The sequence below is a fragment of the Pseudomonas sp. GW821-FHT11G12 genome, assembly GCF_058808055.1.
In genome coordinates this window covers 1-25,018 of the sequence record NZ_JBXARH010000005.1, presented here as the reverse complement: position 1 = coordinate 25,018, position 25,018 = coordinate 1, and the positions used below count along the sequence as shown (strand labels likewise).

At 59.3% G+C, this 25,018-nt stretch carries 28 protein-coding genes and 1 tRNA gene; 4 read left to right on the top strand and 25 right to left on the bottom strand.

Translation table 11 applies throughout. From position 1 onward, the window contains the following. Positions 1 to 125: 125 nt before the first annotated feature. The 18 genes from bamB to trmJ form a co-directional block, all read right to left on the bottom strand. Complete coding sequence (bamB, locus tag AC1RR7_RS16435) at positions 126 to 1,277, bottom strand: outer membrane protein assembly factor BamB (RefSeq protein ID WP_096818592.1); 1,152 nt, start codon at positions 1,275 to 1,277, stop codon at positions 126 to 128. Beyond that, a complete protein-coding gene (locus tag AC1RR7_RS16430) occupies positions 1,270 to 1,911 on the bottom strand; it encodes a tetratricopeptide repeat protein (protein ID WP_457382484.1) in 642 nt (213 codons plus the stop codon). Before AC1RR7_RS16430 ends, bamB begins: the two co-directional genes overlap by 8 nt. 41 nt (positions 1,912 to 1,952) lie before the next feature. Next, the gene (hisS, locus tag AC1RR7_RS16425; protein ID WP_096818596.1) at positions 1,953 to 3,242 is read right to left on the bottom strand and encodes a histidine--tRNA ligase; all 1,290 of its coding nucleotides are present in this window, start codon (positions 3,240 to 3,242) and stop codon (positions 1,953 to 1,955) included. A 22-nt stretch (positions 3,243 to 3,264) separates the two neighbouring features. Further along, positions 3,265 to 4,374: a flavodoxin-dependent (E)-4-hydroxy-3-methylbut-2-enyl-diphosphate synthase gene (ispG, locus tag AC1RR7_RS16420; protein WP_020795607.1), complete on the bottom strand. Its 1,110-nt coding sequence runs from the start codon at positions 4,372 to 4,374 to the stop codon at positions 3,265 to 3,267. Positions 4,375 to 4,377: 3 nt separating this feature from the next. After that, the gene (locus AC1RR7_RS16415) at positions 4,378 to 5,427 is read right to left on the bottom strand and encodes a RodZ domain-containing protein (RefSeq protein WP_096818598.1); all 1,050 of its coding nucleotides are present in this window, start codon (positions 5,425 to 5,427) and stop codon (positions 4,378 to 4,380) included. Then, entirely contained in the window at positions 5,427 to 6,185 is a 759-nt protein-coding gene (pilW, locus tag AC1RR7_RS16410) for a type IV pilus biogenesis/stability protein PilW (RefSeq protein WP_096818600.1), read from the bottom strand. The genes AC1RR7_RS16415 and pilW overlap by 1 nt, the downstream gene beginning before the upstream one ends. A 12-nt stretch (positions 6,186 to 6,197) precedes the next feature. Further along, positions 6,198 to 7,346 (bottom strand): dual-specificity RNA methyltransferase RlmN, encoded by a 1,149-nt coding sequence (gene rlmN, locus AC1RR7_RS16405; RefSeq protein ID WP_096818602.1) that lies wholly within the window; start codon positions 7,344 to 7,346, stop codon positions 6,198 to 6,200. A gap of 29 nt (positions 7,347 to 7,375) precedes the next feature. After that, on the bottom strand, positions 7,376 to 7,801 hold the full coding sequence (gene ndk, locus AC1RR7_RS16400) for a nucleoside-diphosphate kinase (protein ID WP_007916882.1): 426 nt from the start codon (positions 7,799 to 7,801) through the stop codon (positions 7,376 to 7,378). Positions 7,802 to 7,889: 88 nt separating this feature from the next. Next, positions 7,890 to 8,090: a Fe-S cluster assembly protein IscX gene (gene iscX, locus AC1RR7_RS16395; protein ID WP_027619659.1), complete on the bottom strand. Its 201-nt coding sequence runs from the start codon at positions 8,088 to 8,090 to the stop codon at positions 7,890 to 7,892. A gap of 14 nt (positions 8,091 to 8,104) precedes the next feature. Then, complete coding sequence (fdx, locus tag AC1RR7_RS16390; RefSeq protein WP_003227897.1) at positions 8,105 to 8,446, bottom strand: ISC system 2Fe-2S type ferredoxin; 342 nt, start codon at positions 8,444 to 8,446, stop codon at positions 8,105 to 8,107. Beyond that, a complete protein-coding gene (gene hscA / locus AC1RR7_RS16385; RefSeq protein ID WP_102620822.1) occupies positions 8,446 to 10,311 on the bottom strand; it encodes a Fe-S protein assembly chaperone HscA in 1,866 nt (621 codons plus the stop codon). Before hscA ends, fdx begins: the two co-directional genes overlap by 1 nt. 51 nt (positions 10,312 to 10,362) lie before the next feature. After that, complete coding sequence (gene hscB, locus AC1RR7_RS16380) at positions 10,363 to 10,884, bottom strand: co-chaperone HscB (protein ID WP_493157997.1); 522 nt, start codon at positions 10,882 to 10,884, stop codon at positions 10,363 to 10,365. 8 nt (positions 10,885 to 10,892) lie between these two features. Next, entirely contained in the window at positions 10,893 to 11,216 is a 324-nt protein-coding gene (gene iscA / locus AC1RR7_RS16375; RefSeq protein ID WP_003227904.1) for an iron-sulfur cluster assembly protein IscA, read from the bottom strand. Positions 11,217 to 11,244: 28 nt separating this feature from the next. After that, positions 11,245 to 11,631 carry a Fe-S cluster assembly scaffold IscU gene (gene iscU / locus AC1RR7_RS16370; protein WP_003227907.1) on the bottom strand — a complete coding sequence of 129 codons (387 nt, stop codon included), beginning with the start codon at positions 11,629 to 11,631 and terminating at the stop codon, positions 11,245 to 11,247. 101 nt (positions 11,632 to 11,732) lie between these two features. Next, positions 11,733 to 12,947 carry an IscS subfamily cysteine desulfurase gene (locus AC1RR7_RS16365; RefSeq protein WP_007956689.1) on the bottom strand — a complete coding sequence of 405 codons (1,215 nt, stop codon included), beginning with the start codon at positions 12,945 to 12,947 and terminating at the stop codon, positions 11,733 to 11,735. Positions 12,948 to 12,997: 50 nt separating this feature from the next. After that, positions 12,998 to 13,489: a Fe-S cluster assembly transcriptional regulator IscR gene (gene iscR / locus AC1RR7_RS16360; RefSeq protein ID WP_007956690.1), complete on the bottom strand. Its 492-nt coding sequence runs from the start codon at positions 13,487 to 13,489 to the stop codon at positions 12,998 to 13,000. 169 nt (positions 13,490 to 13,658) lie between these two features. After that, positions 13,659 to 14,435, bottom strand: coding sequence for a serine O-acetyltransferase (cysE, locus tag AC1RR7_RS16355; protein WP_007956691.1), 777 nt, complete (start codon positions 14,433 to 14,435; stop codon positions 13,659 to 13,661). Positions 14,436 to 14,437: 2 nt separating this feature from the next. Continuing rightward, complete coding sequence (gene trmJ / locus AC1RR7_RS16350; RefSeq protein ID WP_007956692.1) at positions 14,438 to 15,208, bottom strand: tRNA (cytosine(32)/uridine(32)-2'-O)-methyltransferase TrmJ; 771 nt, start codon at positions 15,206 to 15,208, stop codon at positions 14,438 to 14,440. Between the two features lie 145 nt (positions 15,209 to 15,353). On the opposite strand from trmJ, the gene suhB reads away from it, so the two are divergent. Continuing rightward, entirely contained in the window at positions 15,354 to 16,172 is an 819-nt protein-coding gene (gene suhB / locus AC1RR7_RS16345) for a type III secretion system regulator SuhB (RefSeq protein ID WP_085709393.1), read from the top strand. A gap of 137 nt (positions 16,173 to 16,309) precedes the next feature. Here suhB and AC1RR7_RS16340 read toward each other — a convergent pair whose 3' ends face one another. From AC1RR7_RS16340 to queA, 6 genes are all read right to left on the bottom strand, one after another. Continuing rightward, complete coding sequence (locus AC1RR7_RS16340; protein ID WP_085709392.1) at positions 16,310 to 16,858, bottom strand: glycine zipper 2TM domain-containing protein; 549 nt, start codon at positions 16,856 to 16,858, stop codon at positions 16,310 to 16,312. Between the two features lie 131 nt (positions 16,859 to 16,989). Further along, positions 16,990 to 17,904 (bottom strand): protein translocase subunit SecF, encoded by a 915-nt coding sequence (gene secF / locus AC1RR7_RS16335; protein ID WP_102620824.1) that lies wholly within the window; start codon positions 17,902 to 17,904, stop codon positions 16,990 to 16,992. A 9-nt stretch (positions 17,905 to 17,913) separates the two neighbouring features. Further along, positions 17,914 to 19,782, bottom strand: a complete 1,869-nt coding sequence (secD, locus tag AC1RR7_RS16330; protein ID WP_096818611.1) for a protein translocase subunit SecD — start codon at positions 19,780 to 19,782, stop codon at positions 17,914 to 17,916. A 64-nt stretch (positions 19,783 to 19,846) separates the two neighbouring features. Continuing rightward, the gene (gene yajC / locus AC1RR7_RS16325) at positions 19,847 to 20,185 is read right to left on the bottom strand and encodes a preprotein translocase subunit YajC (protein WP_003227923.1); all 339 of its coding nucleotides are present in this window, start codon (positions 20,183 to 20,185) and stop codon (positions 19,847 to 19,849) included. A 43-nt stretch (positions 20,186 to 20,228) separates the two neighbouring features. Next, on the bottom strand, positions 20,229 to 21,344 hold the full coding sequence (gene tgt, locus AC1RR7_RS16320) for a tRNA guanosine(34) transglycosylase Tgt (protein WP_161794909.1): 1,116 nt from the start codon (positions 21,342 to 21,344) through the stop codon (positions 20,229 to 20,231). A gap of 14 nt (positions 21,345 to 21,358) precedes the next feature. Continuing rightward, positions 21,359 to 22,423, bottom strand: a complete 1,065-nt coding sequence (gene queA / locus AC1RR7_RS16315; protein ID WP_102620826.1) for a tRNA preQ1(34) S-adenosylmethionine ribosyltransferase-isomerase QueA — start codon at positions 22,421 to 22,423, stop codon at positions 21,359 to 21,361. Between the two features lie 108 nt (positions 22,424 to 22,531). On the opposite strand from queA, the gene AC1RR7_RS16310 reads away from it, so the two are divergent. Together AC1RR7_RS16310 and AC1RR7_RS16305 are read left to right on the top strand one after the other, a co-directional pair. Beyond that, positions 22,532 to 22,616, top strand: a tRNA-Leu gene (locus tag AC1RR7_RS16310). Positions 22,617 to 22,753: 137 nt separating this feature from the next. Further along, the gene (locus AC1RR7_RS16305; RefSeq protein ID WP_096823087.1) at positions 22,754 to 23,083 is read left to right on the top strand and encodes a hypothetical protein; all 330 of its coding nucleotides are present in this window, start codon (positions 22,754 to 22,756) and stop codon (positions 23,081 to 23,083) included. Between the two features lie 33 nt (positions 23,084 to 23,116). Here AC1RR7_RS16305 and AC1RR7_RS16300 read toward each other — a convergent pair whose 3' ends face one another. Beyond that, entirely contained in the window at positions 23,117 to 23,866 is a 750-nt protein-coding gene (locus tag AC1RR7_RS16300) for a hypothetical protein (protein ID WP_493157996.1), read from the bottom strand. Positions 23,867 to 23,985: 119 nt separating this feature from the next. Between AC1RR7_RS16300 and AC1RR7_RS16295 the strand changes: the two genes are divergently transcribed. Continuing rightward, positions 23,986 to 24,351: a hypothetical protein gene (locus AC1RR7_RS16295; protein WP_102620828.1), complete on the top strand. Its 366-nt coding sequence runs from the start codon at positions 23,986 to 23,988 to the stop codon at positions 24,349 to 24,351. Positions 24,352 to 25,018: the final 667 nt, after the last annotated feature.

Here is a 25,018-nt window from a genome sequence, read left to right as displayed (position 1 = left end):
AAAGGGCCTGCGCTCGATCATGCGGCGTTAAAAATCAGCTCGGGATGCTCATTGACTAAAGTCAACTCCGCTCCCTCGCTGATTTTTGCCTTGCCTGATCTTCGCTCGGCTCCTTTAGTGAATTGTTACTTGATGGTCAGGGCTTCCAGTTTGCCGCTGTTGCCATACACATAAATCGTGTCACCCACCACCAGCGGACGGGCACGCAGGCCGTCGCTGTCGATGCGCTCGCGGCCGACGAAACGACCGTCCACCTGACTCAGCAGATGCAGGTAACCTTCCAGGTCACCGACTGCAACGTAGCTGGAGAACACTTCCGGTGCCGACAGTTGACGACGGGCCAGCGAATCGTTGGTCCACAGTGCAGTGGTCGAACGCTCGTCGACGCCTTCAACGGTGCCCGAAGACAGGCTCACGTAAACGTTGCCGAAACCCTGGGCGATACCGGCGTAGCTCGACGCGTCGCGCTGCCACAGTTGACGACCGCTTTCCAGGTCCAGTGCCGCAACGCGACCCTGATAGCTGGCAACGTACAGCGTGCCGCCGGACAGCAGCAGACCGCCATCGATATCGACCACGCGCTCCAGTTCCGAACGACCTTGTGGAATCGCGATCCGTTGTTCCCAGACCGGCACGCCGTTGGAAATGTCCAGAGCAATCACTTTACCGGTCGACAGGCCAGCCACCGCGAGGCGGTTGGTCACGAGCGGTGCACTGGTGCCTCGCAGAGTCAGCACGGCTGGCGTGCTGTCGTACACCCAACGCTGTTGACCGGTGGAGGCATCCAGACCGATCAGACGATCGTCCTGGGTCTGCACGACCACGATGTCACCGTTGTTGGCAGGTGGCGCCAGCACTTCACTGGTCACGCGAGCACGCCATTTCTCTTCACCGTTGATGGTGTCGAGTGCAATGACTTCGCCTCGCAGCGTGCCGACCAGCACCAGACCGTAACCCACGCCAACGGCGCCGGAGACAGGCAGGTCAAGTTCCTTTTTCCACTTCACGTCGCCGTTGCTGCGATCCATGGCCATTACGATGCCGGTAACGTCGGCCGCGTAGATGGTGTCACCATCGATTGCCGGCACCAGCATGTTGTAGGTTTCGCCCTGACCGTCACCGATCGAGCGGCTCCACTGCTTGTGCAGAACCACTTCTTCCTTGAAATCGGTCAGTTCGGCCGGTGGCAGTTCTTTTTTGCTGTTGCTGCTGCAACCCGCGGCCAGAAGGGCCAGAGCCAGCAATGCTGCATGCTTCCAACGGATCACGTCACGCATCCCCTTTGGCCAGGTCGTCCAGCTTGATTTGAAGGCCACCGACCGCCGCTTCATCCGACAGTGCCGCCTTGGCTTTTTGATACGCCGTGTTCGCTTCATCAGTGCGGCCCAGCTGTACCAGCAGGTCGCCCTTGAGTTCTTCGCGAGTGGCCAGGAACGACTTGTCGGCATCGCCTTCAAGCAGTTTCAGAGCCTCATCAGCCTTGTTCTGTGCACCCAGCACCTGCGCCAGACGCTGACGGGCGATTTCGCCCAGTGCGGCGTTGGCCGGTTTGGCAACGATGGCTTTCAGCTCGGTCGCCGCGTCGTCCAGCTTGCCGCTGTCGACCGCGACCTTGGCCACGAACAGGCTGCCGTACTGCGCGTAGGCAGTCCCGCCGAATTCGCTGTTGAGCTTGCCGGCCAGATCCGCAACGCGCGCGGCATCAGGCTTGCCATCCGGGGTCAGCGTGGTTTCAAGCAATTGCTGATAGAGCACCGAGGCGCCTTGCGACTGGTTGCTCTGATACTTGTGAAAAGCCTGCCAGCCGAACACGATGACCAGCGCCAACAGGCCGCCAGTGACCAGAGGTTTGCCGTTGCGTGTCCACCAGTCCTTCAAATCCGCCAACTGTTCGTCTTCGGTACTCGACACCCCAATACTCCTTAATCGCTAAATCGGCTGTTTAGACAGCTTCAACCCTGCACGACGCAGGTGGCCAGGTGTGCAGCGAGCGCATCCCAGGCAATGCTTTGTTGTTCGCCCTGGCCACGCAGGGGTTTGAAACCTACCACTTGCTGGGCCATTTCGTCGTCACCGAGGATCAGTGCGTACAGCGCACCGCTCTTGTCGGCTTTCTTGAACTGGCTCTTGAAGCTGCCGGCGCCGGCATTGACTTGCAGGCGCAGGTTGGGCAGTTGGTCGCGTACACGCTCGGCCAGAGCCAGACCGGCCAGCTCTGCTGCTTCGCCGAAGGCGCAGAGATAGACGTCGACCTGACGGGAGATTTCTTCCGGAATCTGCTCCAGGGTTTCCAGCAGCAACACCAGACGCTCGATCCCCATGGCGAAACCGACGCCCGGGGTTGGCTTGCCGCCCATCTGCTCGACCAGACCGTCGTAACGGCCGCCCGCGCACACGGTGCCCTGGGCGCCGAGCTTGTCGGTGACCCATTCGAATACGGTTTTGCTGTAGTAATCGAGGCCGCGTACCAGTTTCGGGTTGAGCACGTAAGGAATGCCGACGGCATCCAGACGGGCCTTCAGGCCTTCGAAGTGGGCACGGGATTCGTCATCCAGGTAGTCGGCCATCTTCGGCGCATCGACCAGTACCGCCTGCGTGTCGGCGTTCTTGGTGTCGAGCACGCGCAGTGGGTTGGTCTTCAGGCGACGCTGGCTGTCTTCGTCCAGTTTGTCGTGGTGCGCCGAGAGATACTCGACCAGCGCTTCACGATAACGGCCACGGGACTCGCTGGTGCCCAGGCTGTTGAGTTCAAGCTTGACCGCATCGCGGATACCCAGCTCGCCCCACAGGCGCCAGGTCAGCACGATCAGTTCGGCGTCGATGTCCGGACCGTCGAGATTGAAGACTTCCAGACCGATCTGGTGGAACTGGCGATAACGGCCTTTCTGCGGACGCTCGTGACGGAACATCGGGCCGATGTACCAGAGTTTCTGCACCTGGCCACCGCCGGTGATGCCGTGCTCGAGCACTGCACGCACGCACGCTGCCGTGCCTTCCGGACGCAGGGTCAGGGAGTCGCCGTTGCGGTCGTCGAAGGTGTACATCTCTTTTTCGACGATGTCGGTCACTTCACCGATCGAGCGCTTGAACAGCTCGGTGAACTCGACGATCGGCATGCGGATCTGCTTGTAACCGTAGTTATCCAGCAAACGCGAAACAGTACCTTCGAAGTAGCGCCATACCGGCGTCTGTTCCGGCAGGATGTCGTTCATGCCACGAATGGCTTGCAGAGACTTGCTCACAGAAATTCCTTAATTCGTTCGATCAGCCGCGCGCGATAACCGCTGCGTCAGCTTCGACCTTCTCGGCCGCTTTCTCGCGGATCAGCCTTTCGAGCTCGTCCACCAGATTGTCATTCGTCAGTTTCTGCGACGGCTTGCCGTCGATGTAAATCAGGTTTGGCGTACCGCCGGTCAAGCCAATATGGGCTTCCTTGGCTTCGCCGGGGCCGTTGACCACGCAACCGATCACCGCGACATCCAGCGGCACCAGCAGGTCTTCAAGGCGCCCTTCCAGCTCGTTCATGGTCTTGACCACATCGAAGTTCTGCCGCGAGCAGCTCGGGCAGGCGATGAAGTTGATGCCACGGGAACGCAGATGCAAAGACTTGAGAATGTCGTAACCGACCTTCACTTCCTCGACCGGATCGGCCGCCAGCGAGATGCGGATAGTATCGCCAATCCCCTCGGCGAGCAGCATACCTAGGCCCACGGCGGATTTCACTGTACCGGAGCGCAATCCACCGGCTTCAGTGATGCCCAGGTGCAGCGGCTGGACGATTTCTTTCGCCAGCAGGCGGTAGGCTTCGACGGCCATGAACACGTCGGAAGCCTTCACGCTGACCTTGAAGTCCTGGAAATTCAGGCGTTCGAGGTGCTCGACATGACGCAGTGCCGACTCGACCAGCGCGGCCGGGGTCGGTTCGCCGTATTTCTTTTGCAGGTCCTTTTCCAGGGAACCGGCGTTGACGCCGATGCGGATCGGAATCCCGCGGTCACGGGCGGCATCGACCACCGCACGCACACGGTCTTCACGACCGATGTTGCCCGGGTTGATCCGCAGGCAATCGACACCCAACTCAGCCACGCGCAAAGCGATGCGGTAGTCGAAGTGGATGTCGGCAACCAACGGCACCTTGACCAGTTGCTTGATCTTGCCGAATGCCTCGGCCGCGTCCATGTCCGGCACCGAAACCCGCACGATGTCGACACCGGCGGCTTCAAGGCGATTGATCTGGGCGACGGTGGCAGCGACGTCATTGGTGTCGCTGTTGGTCATGCTCTGCACAGCGATAGGCGCATCGCCGCCGACAGGCACGTTACCGACCCAGATCTTGCGGGATTCGCGACGTTTGATTGGAGATTCGCCGTGCATGACTTATTGACCCAACTTCAGGCGAGCAGTCTCGCCACTGGTGAACGGAGCGATATCGACCGGTTGGCCGTTGTAGCTGACCTGCGCGGCCCGGGCAACGCCCAGACGAACAGCCAGCGGTGGCTTGCCAGCCACGGAGACGCTGTCGCCCTTGTGCTTGAGACCGCTGAACAACACTTTGCCGCTGCCGTCAGTGACCTGAGCCCAGCAATCGGCGGTGAATTGCAGTTGAACCTGGCCCTGGCCGGCAACCGGAGCTGCCGGGGCAACTGGCGCGGGTGCTGGAACAACAGCGGTCGGAGCGACAGGAGCCGTGACGACAGGTGCTGGTGTAGCCGGAACGTTTGGCGCAGGCGCGGCAGGAGCAGCCACCACCGGAGCTGGCGTGTGAACCGGAGCAGGAGCGGTTACGGCTGGAGCAGGCGTCACCGGAGCTGTTGCTGGAGCAGCAGCCTCGGCCCCCGTCGACTCAGCGGCGGTTTCCGCTTGTGGCAGTGCCAGGGCGGTTGAGCCCTCGGCTTCGCCTTCCGCGACGGCCTGGTCTTCCGGCTCGTCCAGCGGGTGAATCTGGGTAGTGCCGTCAGCGCCTTCGACTTCGACGTGCTCAGGCGCCAGCGTGGTCAGATCCTTGGTCCGCAGCGAGGTCTGATCCTGCCACCAGACGAAACCGCCGCCGATGACCGCAATCAGCAGCAACAGGCTGACGATCCGCAAAATGGTGTGGGAAACCCGGACCGGCTCTTCGATACGACCCAGGGCGTGGACGTTGCTGCCCTGGGAGTCGGTGCCGGTGGACTGGTCGAACTGCTGGACCAGGACCGCCTGATCCATGCCGAGCAATTTGGCATAGGCGCGAATGTAACCGCGAGCGAAGGTATGCCCCGGCAGCTTGTCGAACGCACCGGCTTCGAGGTTGGTCAGGGAAGTCACGGTGAGGTTGAGCTTGAGGGCCACTTCGGCCAGCGACCAGCCATTGCTTTCGCGGGCCTGGCGCAAGGTCTCACCGGGGTTAACGCGATTCGCTGCTACAACTTCGGGATGCGCCGCTTTCATCATTGCTCCGACAGGTATTGCTGATATTCCGGCGTACCGGGATAGAGTCGTTTTAATTGCAGGCCCGCACTGGCGGCCTTGTCGCGATCTTCAAACACTTTTGCCAACCGAACCGCGAGCAACAGACTACGTGCATTTTGCTCGGACAGCTGGCTGAAACGATCGTAATAGTCACGCGCGGGCACATAATGCCTGTCTTCGAATGACAACTCAGCCATTTCCAGCAATGCCCGTGGTTGCTGACGGTTCAAACGCAATGCTTTTTCCAGTTGCTGCTGGGCCAGATCACGCTGACCAAGCTTGGACGCCGTCATGCCGAGGTTCTCGAACACGCGCGAACGCTCAGGATACAGGGTATCGGCGGCGGCCTGTTCAAAACGCTCGTAGGCTTCCTTGTAACGCTTTTCTTCGTAGAGAAAACTGCCGTAATTGTTGAGGATGCGGGCATCGGCGGGACGGGAGGACAGCGCCTTGCGAAAGTGCTCATCCGCCAGTGCAGGCTCCATCTCGGACTGGAAAACCAGCCCGAGGGCCGCGTTGGCGTCAGGATCCGAACTGTCCAGCTCGAGGGCCTTTTTCAACGGCACCTTGGCCCGTTCGGTCATGCCTTGCTGCAAGTATCCCAGTCCCAGCTGCACGTAGGCAGCCCGCGCTTCATCGCGGCCCTTGCTGGTCTTCATCGGGTTGTAATCGCCCGACAGGACACAGCCAGCACACAGGCTGGCCAACAGCAACAGCAGCGCAAAGCGCAGGGACATAGAGATCCTCTCTTAGTTAGTGTTCGCGGCGTTCTGTGCCAGATCGCTGTCGGCGCTCAATTCGCGCACGGCGATGTAACGTTCGCTACGACGGGTGCGATCCAGCACCTGCCCTACCAATTGACCGCAAGCCGCGTCGATGTCTTCACCACGGGTGGTGCGCACGGTCACGTTATAGCCTGCCTGGTGAAGCTGATCCTGGAACCGGCGGATGGCGTTGTTGCTCGGCCGCTCGTACCCGGAATGCGGGAACGGGTTGAACGGAATCAGGTTGATCTTGCAGGGAATATCCTTGAGCAGCTCGATCATTTCCACGGCGTGCTCAAGCTTGTCGTTGACGTCCTTGAGCAAGGTGTACTCGATGGTCAGCACGCGCTTCTCGCCCAGTTCGGACATGTAGCGCTGGCACGACTCGAGCAGCATCTTAAGCGGATATTTCTTGTTGATCGGCACCAATTGGTTACGCAATGCGTCATTCGGTGCGTGCAGGGACAACGCCAGGGATACGTCGATGTGCTTGGCCAGCTCATCGATCATCGGCACCACACCCGACGTGGACAGGGTCACGCGGCGCTTGGAGATCCCGTAGCCCAGGTCATCCATCATCAGATGCATGGCGGCCACGACGTTGTCGAAGTTCAGCAGCGGTTCGCCCATGCCCATCATCACCACGTTGGTGATGGCGCGGTCGATGGTAGCCGGAACACTGCCGAAGGATTTGTTGGCAATCCACACCTGACCGATGACTTCGGCGGCGGTGAGGTTGCTGTTGAAGCCTTGCTTGCCGGTGGAGCAGAAACTGCAGTCCAGGGCACAGCCTGCCTGGGACGAAACGCACAGAGTGCCGCGTTTGCCCTGGGGAATGTAAACGGTCTCGACACAGCTGCCGGACGCCACGCGCACCACCCACTTACGAGTGCCGTCGCTGGAGATGTCCTCGCTGACCACTTCGGGACCACGGACTTCAGCAATAGCCTTGAGCTTGTCGCGCAAGGCCTTGCTGACGTTCGTCATGGCGTCGAAATCATCCACGCCAAAGTGGTGAATCCATTTCATTACCTGACCGGCACGGAAACGCTTCTCCCCGATTGAGTCGAAGAATTTTTCCATTTCCGGCTGGGTCAGACCCAGCAGGTTGGTTTTAACAGTCGATGTAGTCATGGATTCACCTTCACTCTTTAAGCCAATGCTTAGCGAGTGGTTACTTCAGTAGCTGCGAAGAAGTACGAGATTTCACGAGCAGCAGCGGCTTCGGAGTCCGAACCGTGTACAGCGTTGGCGTCGATGGAATCAGCGAAGTCAGCACGGATGGTGCCGGCAGCAGCTTCTTTAGGGTTGGTAGCGCCCATCAGCTCACGGTTCAGAGCGATAGCGTTTTCGCCTTCCAGAACCTGAACAACAACAGGACCGGAGATCATGAAGGCAACCAGGTCGCCGAAGAAACCACGAGCGCTGTGCTCAGCGTAGAAGCCTTCAGCTTCGGCTTTGGACAGTTGCTTCAGTTTCGAAGCTACAACGCGCAGGCCTGCTTTTTCGAAACGAGTGGTGATCTCGCCGATGACGTTTTTTGCAACAGCGTCAGGCTTGATGATGGAGAAAGTACGTTGAACAGCCATGGTGTAACTCCAGAAACGGTAATTTGCGAAAAATTAAACCCGCGAATTATACGCGGGTTCTTGGGTATTGCCTAACCTGCAAGGACGATCAGTCTACTTCTTCGATCCAGAGGGCCTGGACCGCTTCCAACACTTTCTCGCCGACACGGCCAGAGGTGTTGTCGAAATCAGGCAGTTCCATGATCCATCGCTGCAGGTCGACGAAATTGACAGAGAGCGGATCGACATCCGGCTTGGCTTCGGCCAGCTCTTCTGCAATACGTTGAACATCATTCCAACCGTAGCTCATGACAGTCTTACCAGTCAGTGCGGCGCTTCGGCCGCATGGTTAAGCGAATATTTCGGGATTTCGACGGTGATGTCTTCTTCACCCACGATAGCCTGACAGGCCAGACGCGACTGCGCCTCCAGACCCCACGCACGATCAAGGAAATCTTCCTCCAACTCGTCGGCTTCTTCCAGCGAGTCGAACCCCTCGCGGATGATGCAGTGACAAGTGGTGCAAGCGCAGACGCCGCCGCAGGCGCTTTCCATCTCGATATGGTGTTCGTGGGCCAGATCGAGAATCGATGTGCCGGGCTCAGCCTCGACAACCATGCCTTCAGGGCAGAACTTCTCGTGTGGCAGAAAAATGACCTGCGGCATCAGATATCCTCGATTTCATTCAGATTGCGCCCCGACAGAGCGGCCTTCACCGTCTGATCCATACGGCGAGCAGCAAAAGCATCGGTCACTTGCGACAGACGCTTGGTCTGCTGCTCGATGGCGTAACCATCGGTACCTTTCATCAGTTCGGCCAGTTCCTGCACCTGCAGATCGATGACCAGGCGCTCTTCGGCGTCGAGCAAACGCTCGCCATCCGCCTCCAGAGCGCCCTGCACCGCTTCGATCAGGCGCTGGGCATCAACTTGCTGCTCGCGCAAAACGCGGGCGACCTTGTCGTCATTGGCGTGCTGGAACGAATCTTTCAGCATCTTGGCGATTTCGCCGTCGGTCAAACCATAGGACGGCTTGACCTGGATGCTGGCTTCAACGCCCGAACCCAATTCACGGGCGGAAACGCTGAGCAGACCGTCGGCATCGACCTGGAAGGTCACGCGAATTTTCGCCGCGCCTGCGACCATTGCCGGAATGCCGCGCAATTCGAAGCGAGCCAGGGAGCGGCAGTCGCTGATCAATTCGCGCTCGCCCTGCAACACGTGGATCGCCATGGCCGACTGGCCGTCTTTATAAGTCGTGAAGTCCTGGGCGCGAGCGACGGGAATGGTGGTGTTACGCGGAATCACCTTCTCCATCAGGCCGCCCATGGTTTCCAGCCCCAGGGACAGTGGAATCACGTCGAGCAGCAGCAGTTCGCCGCCATCACGCTTGTTGCCAGCCAATGTATCCGCCTGGATCGCGGCACCAATGGCCACCACTTGATCCGGGTCGATTTCAGTCAGTGGCTGACGACCGAAGGCTTCGGCGACGGCTTCGCGAACGCGTGGAACGCGAGTCGAACCGCCCACCATGACCACGGCGTGCACGTCTTCCAGCTCGACGCCGGAATCGCGGACGGCGCGGCGGCAGGCTTTCAGGCTGCGGGCGACCATTGGCTCGATCAGTACATCGAAAGCTTCGCGGGTCAGTTGTGCTTTCCAGTCGCCGTAGGCCACTTCAACACTGTCGGCATCCGTCAGGGCTTCTTTGGCTGCGCAAGCGGTTTGCAGCAGGCTGCGCTGTGCGCCCGGATCGAGGTCGGCGGACAAACCGGCGCTCTCGATGATCCAGCCGGCAATCGCGTGATCGAAGTCATCGCCACCCAGCGCGCTGTCGCCGCCGGTTGCCAGGACTTCGAAGACACCGCCGGTCAGACGCAGAATCGAAATATCGAAAGTGCCGCCACCCAGGTCATAAATCGCGACCAGGCCTTCGGCATGCTGGTCCAGACCGTACGCCACCGCCGCCGCCGTCGGCTCGTTGAGCAGACGCAGCACGTTCAGACCGGCGAGCTTCGCCGCATCCTTGGTAGCCTGACGCTGAGCATCGTCGAAATACGCCGGAACGGTGATCACCGCACCCACCAGCTCACCACCCAGGGTCGCCTCGGCGCGCTGACGCAACACCTTGAGGATATCGGCGGACACTTCGACCGGGCTTTTCGGACCCTGCACGGTGTCGATGAACGGCATGTGCGATTCGCCGCCGACAAAGCGGTACGGCAGTTGATCGCCCAATTGCTTGACGTCGGACAGACCACGGCCCATCAGGCGCTTGACCGACAGCACGGTATTCAGGGGATCGGAGGACGCGGCCAGCTTGGCCGACTCGCCGACTTCGACGCGATCGGCGTGATAGCGCACGGCAGAAGGCAGGATGACCCGCCCTTCGGCGTCGGCCAGCGGCTCGGAAAGACCACTGCGCAACGCAGCGACCAGCGAATTGGTAGTGCCCAAGTCGATCCCCACAGCCAGACGACGCTGGTGCGGTTGAGGACTTTGGCCGGGTTCGGCGATCTGCAGTAGGGCCATCGTGATCAGGACTTATCTGTATATCAGGCGTGCGACCGGAGCGGCACTGGGTTAATCGTCGAGGCGCTCTTCTAACTGGCGCACTTCGTAGGTGAGCTTGTCGAGGAACTGCATGCGCCGCATCAGGCGTTCGGCCTGTTCGCGTTGCGCTGCATCATCCCAACAGGCTGCGAAGCTTTCGTTCAGCTCGTCCTGGGCGGTTTTCAGGCGACGCTTGAAGGCCGCGACACCGTCCAGGTCGGCACTGTCCTGCAGATCTTCGAGTTCTTCGCGCCATTGCATCTGCTGCAGAAGAAACTCGGGATCGTGGACCGTGACTTCCATCGGCACTTCATGCCCGCTGATGGTCAGCAGGTAACGTGCGCGCTGGGCCGGACTCCTGAGCGTCTGATAGGCGTCGTTGAGCCGCGCGGACTGCTCAAGAGCGGAGCGCTGCTCGCGCTCGGAAGCGTCGGCGAAGCGGTCAGGGTGAACGCCGCGCGCCAGCTCGCGATAGCGCGTGGCCAACTGTTCGAGATCCAGACGAAAGCCCGGTTGCAGCTCGAATAAAGCGAAATGACAAGGAATACCCACGACAAGCCTCAGATGTTGAAGCTTTCGCCGCAGCCACATTCACCGCGCACGTTGGGGTTGTTGAACTTGAAGCCTTCGTTCAACCCTTCCTTGACGAAATCGAGCTCGGTGCCGTCGAGGTAAGCCAGGCTTTTCGGGTCGATAATCACTTTTTCGCCGTGACTTTCGAACACCTGATCTTCTGCAACCACCTCGTCGACAAACTCCAGCACGTAGGCAAGGCCGGAACAGCCCGTGGTGCGAACACCCAGACGAATCCCTTCACCCTTGCCGCGCCCGTCGAGGGAGCGTCGCACGTGTCGAGCAGCCGCTTCTGTCATGCTGATAGCCATCGTTGACTCCTTACTCGTCGCCCAATGCTTAGATCAAGCCTTTCTTCTGCTTGTAATCGCGAACAGCCGCCTTGATGGCGTCTTCAGCGAGTACCGAGCAGTGGATTTTCACTGGTGGCAGGGCCAGTTCTTCGGCCAGCTGGGTGTTCTTGATGGTTTCAGCTTCGTCCAGGGTCTTGCCCTTCATCCACTCGGTGGCGAGGGAGCTGGAGGCGATAGCCGAACCGCAGCCGTAAGTCTTGAACTTGGCGTCTTCGATAACGCCCTGATCGTTGACCTTGATCTGCAGACGCATCACGTCGCCGCATGCCGGGGCGCCGACCATGCCGGTGCCGACATCCGGGTCTTCGGCATTCATCTTGCCGACGTTACGCGGGTTTTCGTAGTGGTCGATGACCTTTTCGCTGTAAGCCATGATTCTCAATCCTCACTCATCAGGGCCGCTCTTGAGACCCTGCAACTGCGCTGCGTAAACCGCCGCGTCGCTACAGGATCTGTATCCGGCGGCTTCTATATTTAGTGTGCCGCCCACTCGATCTTCGAGATATCGACGCCGTCTTTGTACATGTCCCACAGCGGCGACAGAGCGCGCAGCTTGGTAACGGCCTCGCAGACTTTCTGCGCGGCGTAGTCGATTTCTTCTTCGGTGGTGAAACGGCCGAAGGTGAAACGGATCGAGCTGTGTGCCAGTTCGTCGTTGCGGCCCAAGGCGCGCAGTACGTACGAAGGCTCAAGCGACGCCGAGGTGCAGGCCGAACCGGACGACACCGCCAGATCCTTGAGCGCCATGATCAGCGACTCGCCTTCAACGTAGTTGAAGCTCAGGTTCAGGTTGTGCGGAACGCGGGCGGTCAGGCTGCCGTTGACGTACAGCTCTTCCAGGTGCTCGACCTGCTTGTAGAAGCGGTCGCTCAACGCCTTGATGCGGACGTTTTCGGCAGCCATGTCTTCCTTGGCCACACGGAACGCTTCGCCCATGCCGACGATCTGGTGGGTCGCCAGGGTGCCGGAACGCATGCCACGTTCGTGACCGCCACCGTGCATGGTCGCTTCGATGCGCACACGCGGCTTGCGGCTCACGTACAGCGCACCGATGCCTTTAGGGCCGTAGGTCTTGTGGGCAGAGAACGACATCATGTCGACTTTCAGCTTCTGCAGGTCGATCTCGACCTTGCCGGTGGACTGAGCGGCGTCGACGTGGAACAGGATGCCTTTCGAACGAAGCAGTTCGCCGATGGCGGCGATGTCGTTGACGGTGCCGATTTCGTTGTTCACGTGCATTACCGACACCAGGATGGTGTCTTCACGCAGTGCAGCTTCGATCATGGCAGGCGTGATCAGACCGTCTTCGGTCGGATCGAGGTAGGTCACTTCGAAACCTTCGCGCTCCAGTTGGCGCATGGTATCGAGGACCGCCTTGTGCTCGATCTTGGAGGTGATCAGGTGCTTGCCCTTGGAGGCGTAGAAATGTGCCGCACCCTTGATTGCCAGGTTGTCGGACTCGGTGGCACCGGAGGTCCAGACGATTTCACGCGGGTCGGCATTGACCAGATCGGCCACCTGACGACGAGCGTTTTCGACGGACTCTTCGGCCTTCCAGCCGAACACGTGGGAACGGGACGCCGGGTTACCGAAGTTTCCGTCGACCAGCAGGCATTCACTCATTTTTTGCGCAACGCGCGGATCGACCGGGGTGGTCGCAGAGTAATCAAGGTAAATCGGCAATTTCATGGACTATCTCCTAAATCAGGCTGGCTGGCGTGCCGCTAGCTCTCTGGCTGTCATTCGACGGCGGACGCTTCAATCTTGTCCAGGCGCGGCGCCTTGCCATTGCAACGACGCTGATCCTGACGCTGGGCCACTTCCTGCACCTCACGGCGAGTTACGAGGTCGGCCAAGCTGATACCGCTGAGAAATTCGTGAATCTGCAGGCTCAGGTCGCACCACAGGTGATGGGTCAGGCAGGTGTCGCCGGAATGGCAATCGCCCTGGCCCTGGCATTTTGTTGCATCGACCGATTCGTTCACCGCATCGATCACCTGAGCGACCTGGATGCCCTGCATGTCGCGGGACAACTGGTAGCCACCGCCCGGACCGCGAACACTGGAAACCAGGTTACTGCGGCGCAGCTTGGCGAACAGCTGTTCGAGATAGGACAGGGAGATGCCTTGGCGCTCGGAGATATCGGCCAGGGACACCGGCCCGTGCTGCGCGTGCAACGCCAGGTCAAGCATGGCGGTCACGGCGTATCGGCCTTTTGTAGTCAGTCGCATGGACAATTACCACGGAGTTCGGAATGGACGGGAGTATGCAATTCCCGAGCATTTAAGTCAACTATAAGACCTAGTGCTTTAGTCGGGTTTACCCGCAAAAGAGCGCGCGAATGATAGCAGGGTCTGCGGCTTAATGGCACACCGGTCAGCAGCAGCCCCTGCCGGGACGTCAGTGGAGCTTGGATTCGTCCTTGCCTTTGACGCAGGCGAAGTCTTCTTCACGCAATTCAGGCAGATCTTTCGCACAATAATTGCTGCCCAGATCCTTCAACGCACCGCACATCCCTTCCAGACGGCCATCCACCGCCTGAAGGTGATCCAGCAGTTGACCAATGGCACGCGCCACCGGGTCCGGCATGTCCTCGCTCACACCGTAAGCATCAAAACCGATCTTCTCGGCCATCGCTTTACGCTTGGCGTCGGCTTCATCATCGGACTTGACGATGATCCGGCCCGGGATGCCCACCACCGTGGCACCTGGCGGCACTTCCTTGGTCACTACGGCATTGGAGCCAACCTTGGCACCGGCACCGACCGTGAACGGGCCAAGCACTTTCGCGCCAGCCCCCACGACTACGCCATCACCCAGCGTCGGGTGACGCTTGCCCTTGTTCCAGCTGGTGCCGCCAAGGGTCACACCCTGATAGATGGTGACGTCATCGCCGATTTCAGCGGTTTCGCCAATCACGATGCCCATGCCATGGTCGATGAAGAAGCGACGACCGACCTTGGCGCCCGGATGAATCTCAATACCGGTCAACCAGCGACCGAAGTTCGACACCAGCCGCGCCAGCCATTTCAGATCATTGCGCCAGAGCATGCCGGCCAGTCGATGAATCCAGATTGCATGCATGCCGGGGTAGCAGGTCAGGACTTCAAAAGCGTTACGCGCCGCCGGGTCTCGGTGGAATACGCTCTGGATATCTTCACGCAAACGCTCGAACATCATTAATCCTTCCGTTTAAGGAGCTCGCCACGGGCCGCTTTCTGGGTTTCCGTGAGGATGCCACGCAAAATATTCATTTCCGCCCGGCTGACCGAGCTGCGTCCGTACAACCGGCGCAGGCGCGCCATCAAGTGCCGCGGTTTTTCCGGATCGAGGAATTCGATGGCCACCAGGGTCTGTTCCAGGTGCTCGTAGAATCGCTCCAGCTCATCCATGGTCGCCAGCTCGGCGCTTTTCACGGAGGCCACTTCTTCCTTCTCGATCTTGGTCGGCTGACCTTGTGCGGCCAGCCAGGCCATGCGCACTTCATAACTCAACACCTGCACCGCCGCCCCGAGGTTCAGCGAACTGAATTCAGGATCGGAGGGAATGTGCACGTGATAGTGACATCGCTGCAGCTCGTCATTGGTCAGGCCGGAATCTTCACGACCGAACACCAGTGCGATTTCCGCGCCCTGCCCGGCCTCCTCGACCACTTTGGTTCCGCACTCGCGCGGGTCCAGCAATGGCCAGGGAATGCGCCGGTCGCGAGCACTGGTGCCGAGCACCAGATTGCAGCCGACCAGGGCGTCTTCCAAGGTGGCGACGACTTGTGCGTTTTCAAGGATGTCACCGGCACCGGAGGCACGAGCGTCGGCTTCGTGATGCGGGAAAACTCGCGGATCAACCAGCACCAACCGCGACAGGCCCATGTTTTTCATGGCGCGCGCGGTCCCGCCGATGTTTCCCGGATGGCTGGTATTGACCAGGACGACACGAATATTTTGCAGCACGGCGGGCGCTCTCGGACTCGGCAAAGGGGTGCAAATCTTACAGAACAGCCTACCGTTAAGCTATGAAAGCGAACAGCGACCTTCACCTGAAGAAAAGTTCTGATAGAATGCGCGGCTTTCTTTAACAACCTTAGGTGACACATCCATGCAGCCCATGCTGAATATCGCGCTGCGCGCCGCCCGCAGCGCCAGTGAACTGATCTTCCGCTCCATCGAGCGCCTGGATACCATCAAGGTCGACGAAAAAGACGCCAAGGATTATGTATCCGAGGTCGATCGCGCCGCCGAACAGAAAATCATCGATGCTCTGCGCAAGGCTTACCCGAATCACTCGATCATGGGTGAAGAGACCGGCATGCACGCCGGTAGCGGTATCGAAGGTGAAGAATACCTGTGGATCATTGACCCACTGGACGGCACCACCAACTTCCTGCGCGGCATTCCTCACTTCGCTGTCAGCATTGCCTGCAAATACCGTGGTCGCCTGGAACACGCCGTTGTTCTGGATCCGGTTCGCCAGGAAGAATTCACCGCCAGCCGTGGTCGCGGCGCTCAACTGAACGGTCGTCGCCTGCGTGTCAGCGGTCGTACCAGCCTGGACGGCGCTCTGCTCGGCACCGGTTTCCCGTTCCGTGACGACCAGATGGACAACCTCGACAACTACCTGGGCATGTTCCGCGCCCTGGTTGGCCAGACTGCCGGCATCCGCCGCGCCGGTTCGGCGAGCCTGGACCTGGCTTACGTGGCCGCCGGTCGTTTCGACGCGTTCTGGGAGTCGGGCCTGTCCGAGTGGGACATGGCCGCTGGCGCCCTGCTGATTCAGGAAGCTGGTGGCCTGGTGAGCGACTTCACCGGCGGTCACGACTTCCTTGAAAAAGGCCACGTCGTTGCCGGCAACACCAAATGCTTCAAGGCAGTTCTGACGGCGATCCAGCCGCACCTGCCGGCTTCGCTGAAGCGCTAAGCTTTTCGCGAAACCCAAAAAAGCACCCTTCGGGGTGCTTTTTTTATGCCTCTAATTCGATCCCCCTGCATTTCTCGCTCAAATCGCAGACATAAAAAAGCACCCCGAAGGGTGCTTTCTTATCAGCTTTCAGCAGATCACTGCCCCGGCTGCGCCTGAGACAGGATCAGCTTGCCTTCCTTGTCAACCGGAATCTGGTTGCCCGGATCACGATCCATCCGCACTTTGCCTTCCTTGCCGTCCAGCGAGTAACGAACGTCATAGCCTACGACCTTGTCGCTGATGTCATTCACCGTATTACAGCGAGTCTGCGTGGTGGTGTAGGTATCGCGATTCTGCATGCCTTCCTGCACCTTGTTGCCGGCATAACCGCCACCGACCGCACCGGCCACCGTGGCAATCTTCTTGCCGGTGCCGCCGCCGATCTGATTACCCAGCAAACCACCTGCCACGGCACCGATGGCGGTACCGAGAATCTGGTGTTGATCCTTGACCGGCGCCTGCCGGGTCACAGCGACATCCTTGCACACTTCACGTGGAGTCTTGATCTGTGTCTTGACCGGTTCGACGGCCAACACTTGCGCATACTCAGGGCCGCTTTTAACCAGGCTGTAGGTGGCAACAGCACCCCCGGCAGTCACACCGACAGCACCCAATACCGCACCAACCAGTAACGACTTGTTCACATGAACCTCCTGACCATCACATGCGGGACAAGCCCGCGCTTCTCCCAGCCTTGGAGCAAAAAAAAAGACGCGAGTTCAACTCGCGTCTTTTTTGTCTAGTACCACCGGGAGAATGCTATGGAAGCAGAGCCTCAAGGACGGTCGTCGACTTCCTTCTCGGTGTTGGCCGGAGGAATCAGGTCTTCGGTAGACAGGTTCAGCCAGATCAGCACCACGTTGGCGATGTAGATCGACGAATAGGTACCCGCCAGAACACCCACCAGCAGCGCCAGGGAGAAGCCGTACAGGTTGTCACCGCCGAAGAACAGCAGCGCCGCGATTGCCAGCAAGGTCGAAACCGAAGTCGCGATGGTCCGCAACAGGGTCTGGGTGGTCGAGATGTTGATGTTCTCGATCAGCGTAGCCTTGCGCAGTACGCGGAAGTTCTCACGCACCCGGTCGAATACGACGATGGTGTCGTTCAGCGAGTAGCCGATGATCGCCAGTACTGCCGCCAGCACCGTCAGATCGAAGGTGATCTGGAAGAACGACAGGATACCGACGGTCACGATCACGTCGTGAATCAGCGAAACGATGGCGCCGACCGCGAATTTCCACTGAAAGCGGAAAGCCAGGTAGATCAGGATGCCGCCGAGTGCCAGCAGCATGCCGAGGCCACCCTGGTCACGCAGCTCTTCACCGACCTGCGGGCCGACGAACTCGACGCGCTTGACCGTCGCCGGGTTGTCGCCACCGACCTTCTGCAGCGCTTGCGCTACCTGATGACCCAACTGCGGATCTTCACCCGGCATGCGCACCAGCAGATCGGTGGTAGCACCGAAGTTCTGCACGATAGCTTCGTGATAGCCGGCGGTGGTCAGTTGATCACGCACCTTGGTGACATCGGCCGGACGCTCGTAGGTCAGCTCGATGAGCGTACCGCCGGTGAAGTCCAGACCCCAGTTCATGCCCTTGTGGAATACGCTGAAAACAGCCAGCAAGGTCAGGAACACTGTGACGCCGAACGCGAAGTTGCGGACGCCCATGAAGTTGATTGTACGTAACATGGCAGCCCCTTAAATCCACAACTTCTTGAAGTCACGACCGCCGAAGATCAGGTTGACCATCGCGCGGGTGACCATGATGGCCGTGAACATCGAAGTCAGAACCCCGAGGGACATGGTTACTGCGAAGCCCTTCACCGGGCCGGTGCCCATGGCGAAGAGAATGCCGCCGACCAGCAATGTGGTCAGGTTGGCGTCGAGAATCGCAGTGAATGCCCGACCGAAGCCTTCGTTGATTGCACGCTGCACGGTCATGCCGGCGGCGATCTCTTCACGGATCCGCGAGAAGATCAGCACGTTGGCGTCGACCGCCATACCCATGGTCAACACGATACCGGCGATACCCGGCAGGGTCAGCGTGGCACCCAGCAGCGACATCAGTGCCAGCAGCAGCACCATGTTCACCGCCAACGCGACGGTCGCGATCAGGCCGAAGAAGCGGTAGATGGCGATGATGAACAGCGAGACGAACAGCATGCCCCACAGCGATGCATCGATACCCTTGGTGATGTTGTCCGCACCCAGGCTAGGGCCGATGGTGCGTTCTTCAGCGAAGTACATCGGAGCAGCCAGACCACCGGCACGCAGCAGCAGCGCCAATTCGGACGACTCGCCCTGGCCGTTCAGGCCGGTGATACGGAATTGCGCACCCAGCGGCGACTGAATGGTCGCCAGGCTGATGATCTTCTTCTCTTCCTTGAACGTCTGTACGGCAACGTCTTTCTCGACGCCGTCGACCATTTGCTTGGTGTACGTGGTCACCGGACGCTGTTCGATGAAGATCACCGCCATGCTGCGACCGACGTTGCTGCGGGTCGCGCGGCTCATCAGTTCGCCACCGTGGCCATCCAGACGGATGTTCACTTCAGGGGTGCCGTGCTCACCGAAACCGGCCTTGGCGTCAGTCACCTGGTCACCGGTGATGATCAGGCCACGCTCGATCTGTGCAGGAGGACGCTTGCCTTCGCGGAACTCGAAAGTCTCGGAAGTGGCTTTCGAAGCACCCGGCTCGGCGGCCAGGCGGAACTCGAGGTTGGCCGTCTTGCCGAGGATACGCTTGGCTTCGGCAGTGTCCTGTACGCCCGGCAGCTCAACCACGATACGGTTGGCACCCTGACGCTGGACGATCGGTTCGGCAACACCCAGCTCGTTGACGCGGTTACGTACCGTGGTCAAGTTCTGCTTGATGGAGTATTCACGGATTTCCGCCAGCTTGGCCGGGGTCATCGCCAGACGCAGCACCGGTTGACCATTGAGGTCGGCCGGAACAATGTCGAAATCGTTGAAGTTCTTGCGGATCAGCACACGGGCCTGTTCGCGGGAGTCTTCATCGCTGAAGCCCAACTGAATGGCACCGCCCAGTTGCGGCAGGCTGCGATAGCGCAGTTTTTCTTTACGCAGCAGGCTCTTGACGTCGCCTTCATAGACTTTCAGGCGTGCATCGAGGGCTTTTTCCATGTCCACTTCCAGCAGGAAGTGCACACCACCGGACAAGTCCAGACCCAGCTTCATCGGGTGCGCGGCCACGCTGCGCAGCCATTGCGGGGTGGTCTGTGCCAGGTTCAGCGCGACGACGTAGTCATCACCCAATGCCTTGCGCACAACGTCCTTGGCCGGCAGCTGGTCTTCAGCCTTGGTCAGACGGATCAGACCGCCCTTGCCGTTTGCAGCCAGGCTCGAGGCCTTGACGTTGATCCCGGATTCCTTGAGCGCGGTGCTCACGCGATCCAGATCGGCCTGATTGACCTGCAGGGCCGTGCTGGCACCGCTGATCTGAATGGCCGGGTCATCGGGGTATAGATTCGGAGCGGAATAAATCAGACCGATCGCCAGCACCGCCAGGATCAGAATGTATTTCCACAGAGGATATTTGTTCAGCATCACGCCGCCCGTTATGAACGCGGGGCGCCTTGCGCGCCCCGTCGATTGAGTAGAAGTTGGAACCTTAGATCGCTTTCAGCGTGCCTTTTGGCAGCGTGGCGGCGATGGCGCCCTTCTGGAACTTCATTTCCACGGTGTCGGAAACTTCCAGAACCACGAAGTCGTCGGCCACTTTGGTGATCTTGCCGGCGATGCCGCCGGTGGTAACCACTTCGTCACCCTTCGCCAGGCTGCTCAGCAGGTTCTTCTGCTCTTTGGCGCGCTTGGCCTGTGGACGCCAGATCATCAGGTAGAAGATGACCAGGAAGCCAACCAGGAAAATCCACTCGAAGCCGCCACCCATTGGGCCGGCTGCTGCCGGTGCAGCCGCGTCAGCCATGGCATTAGAGATAAAAAAGCTCATTTAGCACTCCAGTTGCAAATGTTGAATCTTGGGGTCAGAAAACTCAGTCCAAAGGCGGAACGGGAAGCCCGCGTTTGGCGTAGAAGGCATCGACAAAGGCGGCCAATGTACCCTGTTGAATAGCCTCGCGCAAACCAGCCATCAGCACCTGATAATGGCGCAAATTGTGGATGGTATTGAGCATGCTGCCGAGCATTTCGCCGCACTTGTCCAGATGATGCAGATAAGCGCGCGAGAAGTTCTGGCAGGTATAGCAATCGCAGGTCGGATCCAGCGGCGAATCATCATGGCGATGGAACGCGTTACGGATCTTCAGCACGCCAGTATCAATGAACAGATGCCCATTGCGGGCATTACGGGTTGGCATCACGCAATCGAACATGTCCACACCGCGGCGCACACCCTCAACCAGATCTTCCGGTTTGCCAACGCCCATAAGGTAACGAGGTTTGTCAGCCGGCATCATGCCCGGCAGATAATCCAGCACCTTGATCATTTCATGCTTGGGCTCGCCCACCGACAGGCCGCCGATGGCCAGACCGTCGAAGCCGATCTTGTCCAGGCCTTCCAGAGAACGCATGCGCAGGTCCTGGTGCATGCCGCCCTGAACGATGCCAAACAGCGCTGCTGTGTTGTCGCCATGGGCATTCTTCGAACGCTGGGCCCAGCGCAACGACAGCTCCATGGAAACACGGGCAACGTCTTCGTCGGCCGGGTACGGGGTGCATTCGTCGAAGATCATCACGATGTCCGAGCCCAGATCACGCTGGACCTGCATCGACTCTTCCGGGCCCATGAACACTTTCGAGCCGTCGACCGGGGAGGCGAAGGTCACGCCCTCCTCCTTGATCTTGCGCATGGCGCCGAGACTGAACACCTGGAAGCCGCCAGAGTCGGTGAGGATCGGGCCTTTCCACTGCATGAAATCGTGCAGGTCGCCGTGCTCTTTGATCACTTCGGTGCCAGGGCGCAGCCACAGGTGAAAGGTGTTGCCCAGAATGATCTCAGCGCCCGTGGCGACGATGTCACGCGGCAACATGCCCTTGACCGTGCCGTAGGTGCCAACCGGCATGAAGGCCGGGGTCTCGACGGTGCCACGGGGGAAGGTCAGGCGACCACGACGAGCCTTGCCGTCGGTGGCCAGGAGCTCGAAGGACATGCGGCATTGGCGACTCATTCTGTTTCCTCGGGGCCTGTTTCTTTAGGGGCAGTAGGTGCGGGATTACGGGTGATGAACATCGCATCACCGTAGCTGAAAAAGCGGTATTCGTTTTCGACGGCGGCCTTGTAGGCAGCCATGGTTTCCGGATAGCCGGCGAACGCCGAAACCAGCATCAACAACGTGGATTCGGGCAAATGGAAATTGGTGACCAAGGCGTCGACCACATGGAACGGCCGGCCCGGGAAGATAAAGATATCGGTGTCGCCACTGAACGGTTTGAGCACGCCATCACGAGCGGCGCTCTCCAGCGAACGCACGCTGGTGGTGCCTACGGCAATCACCCGACCGCCACGCGCACGGCAGGCAGCGACTGCATCGACCACGTCCTGGCCGACTTCCAGCCATTCGCTGTGCATGTGGTGATCTTCGAGCTTTTCGACACGCACCGGCTGGAACGTACCCGCACCGACGTGCAACGTAACGAACGCGGTCTCGACACCCTTGGCGGCGATCGCTTCCATCAGCGTCTGGTCGAAGTGCAGCCCGGCGGTCGGCGCTGCCACCGCGCCGAGCTTCTCGGCGTACACGGTCTGATAACGCTCACGATCCGAGCCTTCGTCCGGGCGGTCGATATAAGGCGGCAGCGGCATGTGCCCGACGCGGTCGAGGAGCGGCAGCACTTCTTCAGCGAAACTCAACTCGAACAGGGCATCGTGGCGAGCCAGCATTTCGGCTTCGCCTCCACCGTCGATGAGGATCTTCGAACCCGGCTTGGGTGACTTGCTGGAGCGCACATGGGCCAGCACGCGGTGCGTGTCGAGCACTCGCTCGATGAGGATTTCCAGCTTGCCGCCAGACGCCTTCTGACCGAACAGCCGTGCCGGAATCACCCGGGTATTGTTGAACACCATCAGATCGCCCGGGCGCAAATGCTCAAGCAGATCAGTGAATTGACGGTGTGCCAGGGCGCCGCTGACACCATCCAGGGTCAACAGGCGACTACCGCGACGCTCGGCCAAAGGGTGGCGGGCGATCAGCGAATCAGGAAGCTCGAAGGTAAAGTCAGCAACGCGCATGATGGAGTTCGTCTAGCAGGGCCGGAAAGTCTAGCGGAAATATCGAAAATTGACCATGAAACGTGATTGACCAACGGTAGGTACCTCTCTATACTTCGCCGCCATTGAGCCCTGATGGCGGAATTGGTAGACGCGGCGGATTCAAAATCCGTTTTCGAAAGGAGTGGGAGTTCGAGTCTCCCTCGGGGCACCAAAATTAAGAAAGGTCTTGCTTTGCAAGGCCTTTTTTTTCGCCTGCCGGAAAGTGGCTGCTGTTGTCGGAGCCGCCGAAGGCTGCGATCTTTTGATCTTCCCTGTAACAACAACAGGACACCTCAAAGGATTCACTGCATGGAAACGTCACTGGAAACCGTCGCCCTGTTCTCCCTCAAACTCGCGTACGAGGAAGAAGGCCTGAGCCCGATTCTGCGGGATGACATGGTCATGGGCGACTATCAGAAAGACGTATTCGAATTGCTGGTGCGCCGGGGTGATGTCGAGACGATCCAGTTCAAGATGAACGAGTGCCTGGCGCTGGCGATGGATGCGCTGGGTGGCTTCGAGAAACCGCTGGGGCGGGAACTGCACAAGTTGTCGACCGACCTCAGTCAGGCGCAGTCGCTGGAACAACTGGATCAGCCGCTCCTCGCGCTCAAGGGTTATTTGAAGGACATTCTGTAATCAGACACGCGATCTGAAGGAACAGCCCTCGGATTACTTGCGCACTTTTACCACTTGAATGTCGATGGGGAACCCACCTGCCCCTTCCAGTTTCTTCCATCCCACGTATTGAAAAATCGCGTCCCGATCGATGGTATCGCCCCTCTCCACCATTGCTCCGCCCAGCACCGCAACCTCTCTATAGATTGCGCAGCTGCCCTCATCGGGATAGGCGGTGTAGATCACATAGGGTTTGTCGTATCGCACGGCACGAAAATGTCGGCCGCAACCCCAGTCGACCGTGATCATCAATGTCTTCAGTAACGCTTCGCCATCCGTTTCCGAATCCTCGGCGATCTCATGGAGTTTGCCGAGTTTGCCGACGTCACTAAAGCCCAGAGCGCGGGCGCGCTTGTATTCCGGGGACTCCAAATGTTCGGCCTCAGCCTTTAAGGCTTGCTGCAGAATCTCTTTGTCCTGGACGTTATGTTCGTTGTTCCAGATCTCGGTTGCTTGGGCAATGACGTTTTCGCAACGGGCATAATCGGAAGAGGCAAGGCTCGCGTGGGTGAGGTGCTCGCGATGGACGAAAACAGGTCGCATCAAGCTATCGACGCGGAACATCGCATCCCTGGCAGTAATTGTCCCGCTTTGAACGTTGTTCAACACTTGCTGAAAACGTTCACAATCGGAGAGGTATCCCTTCCAGGCGGCCTCCGGGGTTTCGGCGGCAAGCGCCGGAGCCATTACGATGGCGAGAAGGAAAGCGCCGAGCAGGCGCGAGACAGAAGAAACGCCAAGCATGTGTAGTCCGTTACGCAGATGAAGAAAGTGGCGCGAAGCTACTATTTTGATATCTTGCCGTCCACTCTCGCTGGAGGCCTATCAACCGCCTCTGTTATCACGCACTCGGGAATAAACCAATGGATGCTTTGCTGTGCTTGATGGTGATGGCCGGAACCTGGTGGTGGGTGGTGAAGCAACGGGGTGAGTGGAACTTGTTACTTGGCAACCTTGCTGGCGCCGGAAGTAGCGTGGTAACCGGTATTGTGTTCACGCTGATATACGACGGGGTCATTGGTACGACGATGGCGACACCCAACCTGGATCGCAGTCTGGTGGTGTTCATCACAAGCGCGAGCGTTCTGGCGGGGGTATGGTTGTGGATTGCCAATCGTCGCCAACCGGCACATCCGGCTGCACGTCAGTTGCTGGGCGCCGTGTGTGGGGTTGCCGCCGGCGTGGCGACCCTGCTGTTTCTTGCGGTGAATTATTTCCCCAACATGTGATCGGACGGCGTGACTGTTCTGCTATCTCGCCGCCCATCGTTAGCGTTCACTTCGCAAAAAATGAATCAGCCCCCTTTTTTCCAGCCTTCCCTCAAACTCGCTTATGAGGAAGACGGCCTGAGCCCGCCCCTGCGCGATGATCTGGCCATGGGTGATTACCAAGGGGCTTTTGCTGCCTGGGATAATGTCACCATCTCTTCTAGACAGCTCCACCCTCATCTTTCGAGACAGTCTCAACGACAGCTTATCGATTTCTTGTTACCAAGCCCCTAGCAGCTTGGCGGCATCATCGTTGACTGCAAAACCATCGCGATACATCCAGCACTGGCAAGGCCGAGAGAGCGCCGTAACCAGCCGCCATTGCGACTCAACCCAACAAGTCTCACAAGGTAGTCCAGCTCTTCAGGGGCGCCCTGGAGGGCCTCTCATGAGATACCGACACCCTGGCGGCAAATGGCCGTCAATCGCACCGTGTCCGGCATGAAGGCTTCCTTGGAAAAGTACAAAAGCTAGGGCTGAACCTTAGCATTGTCGGCAGGCGAGGACAGCCGCAAGGCGTCCGAGAATGTCGTACGAACTTTCCTGCGGGCAAAACAAAACCCCAACTGCTTTCGCAATTGGGGTTTCGGAATTTAATCTTGACGATGACCTACTCTCACATGGGGAA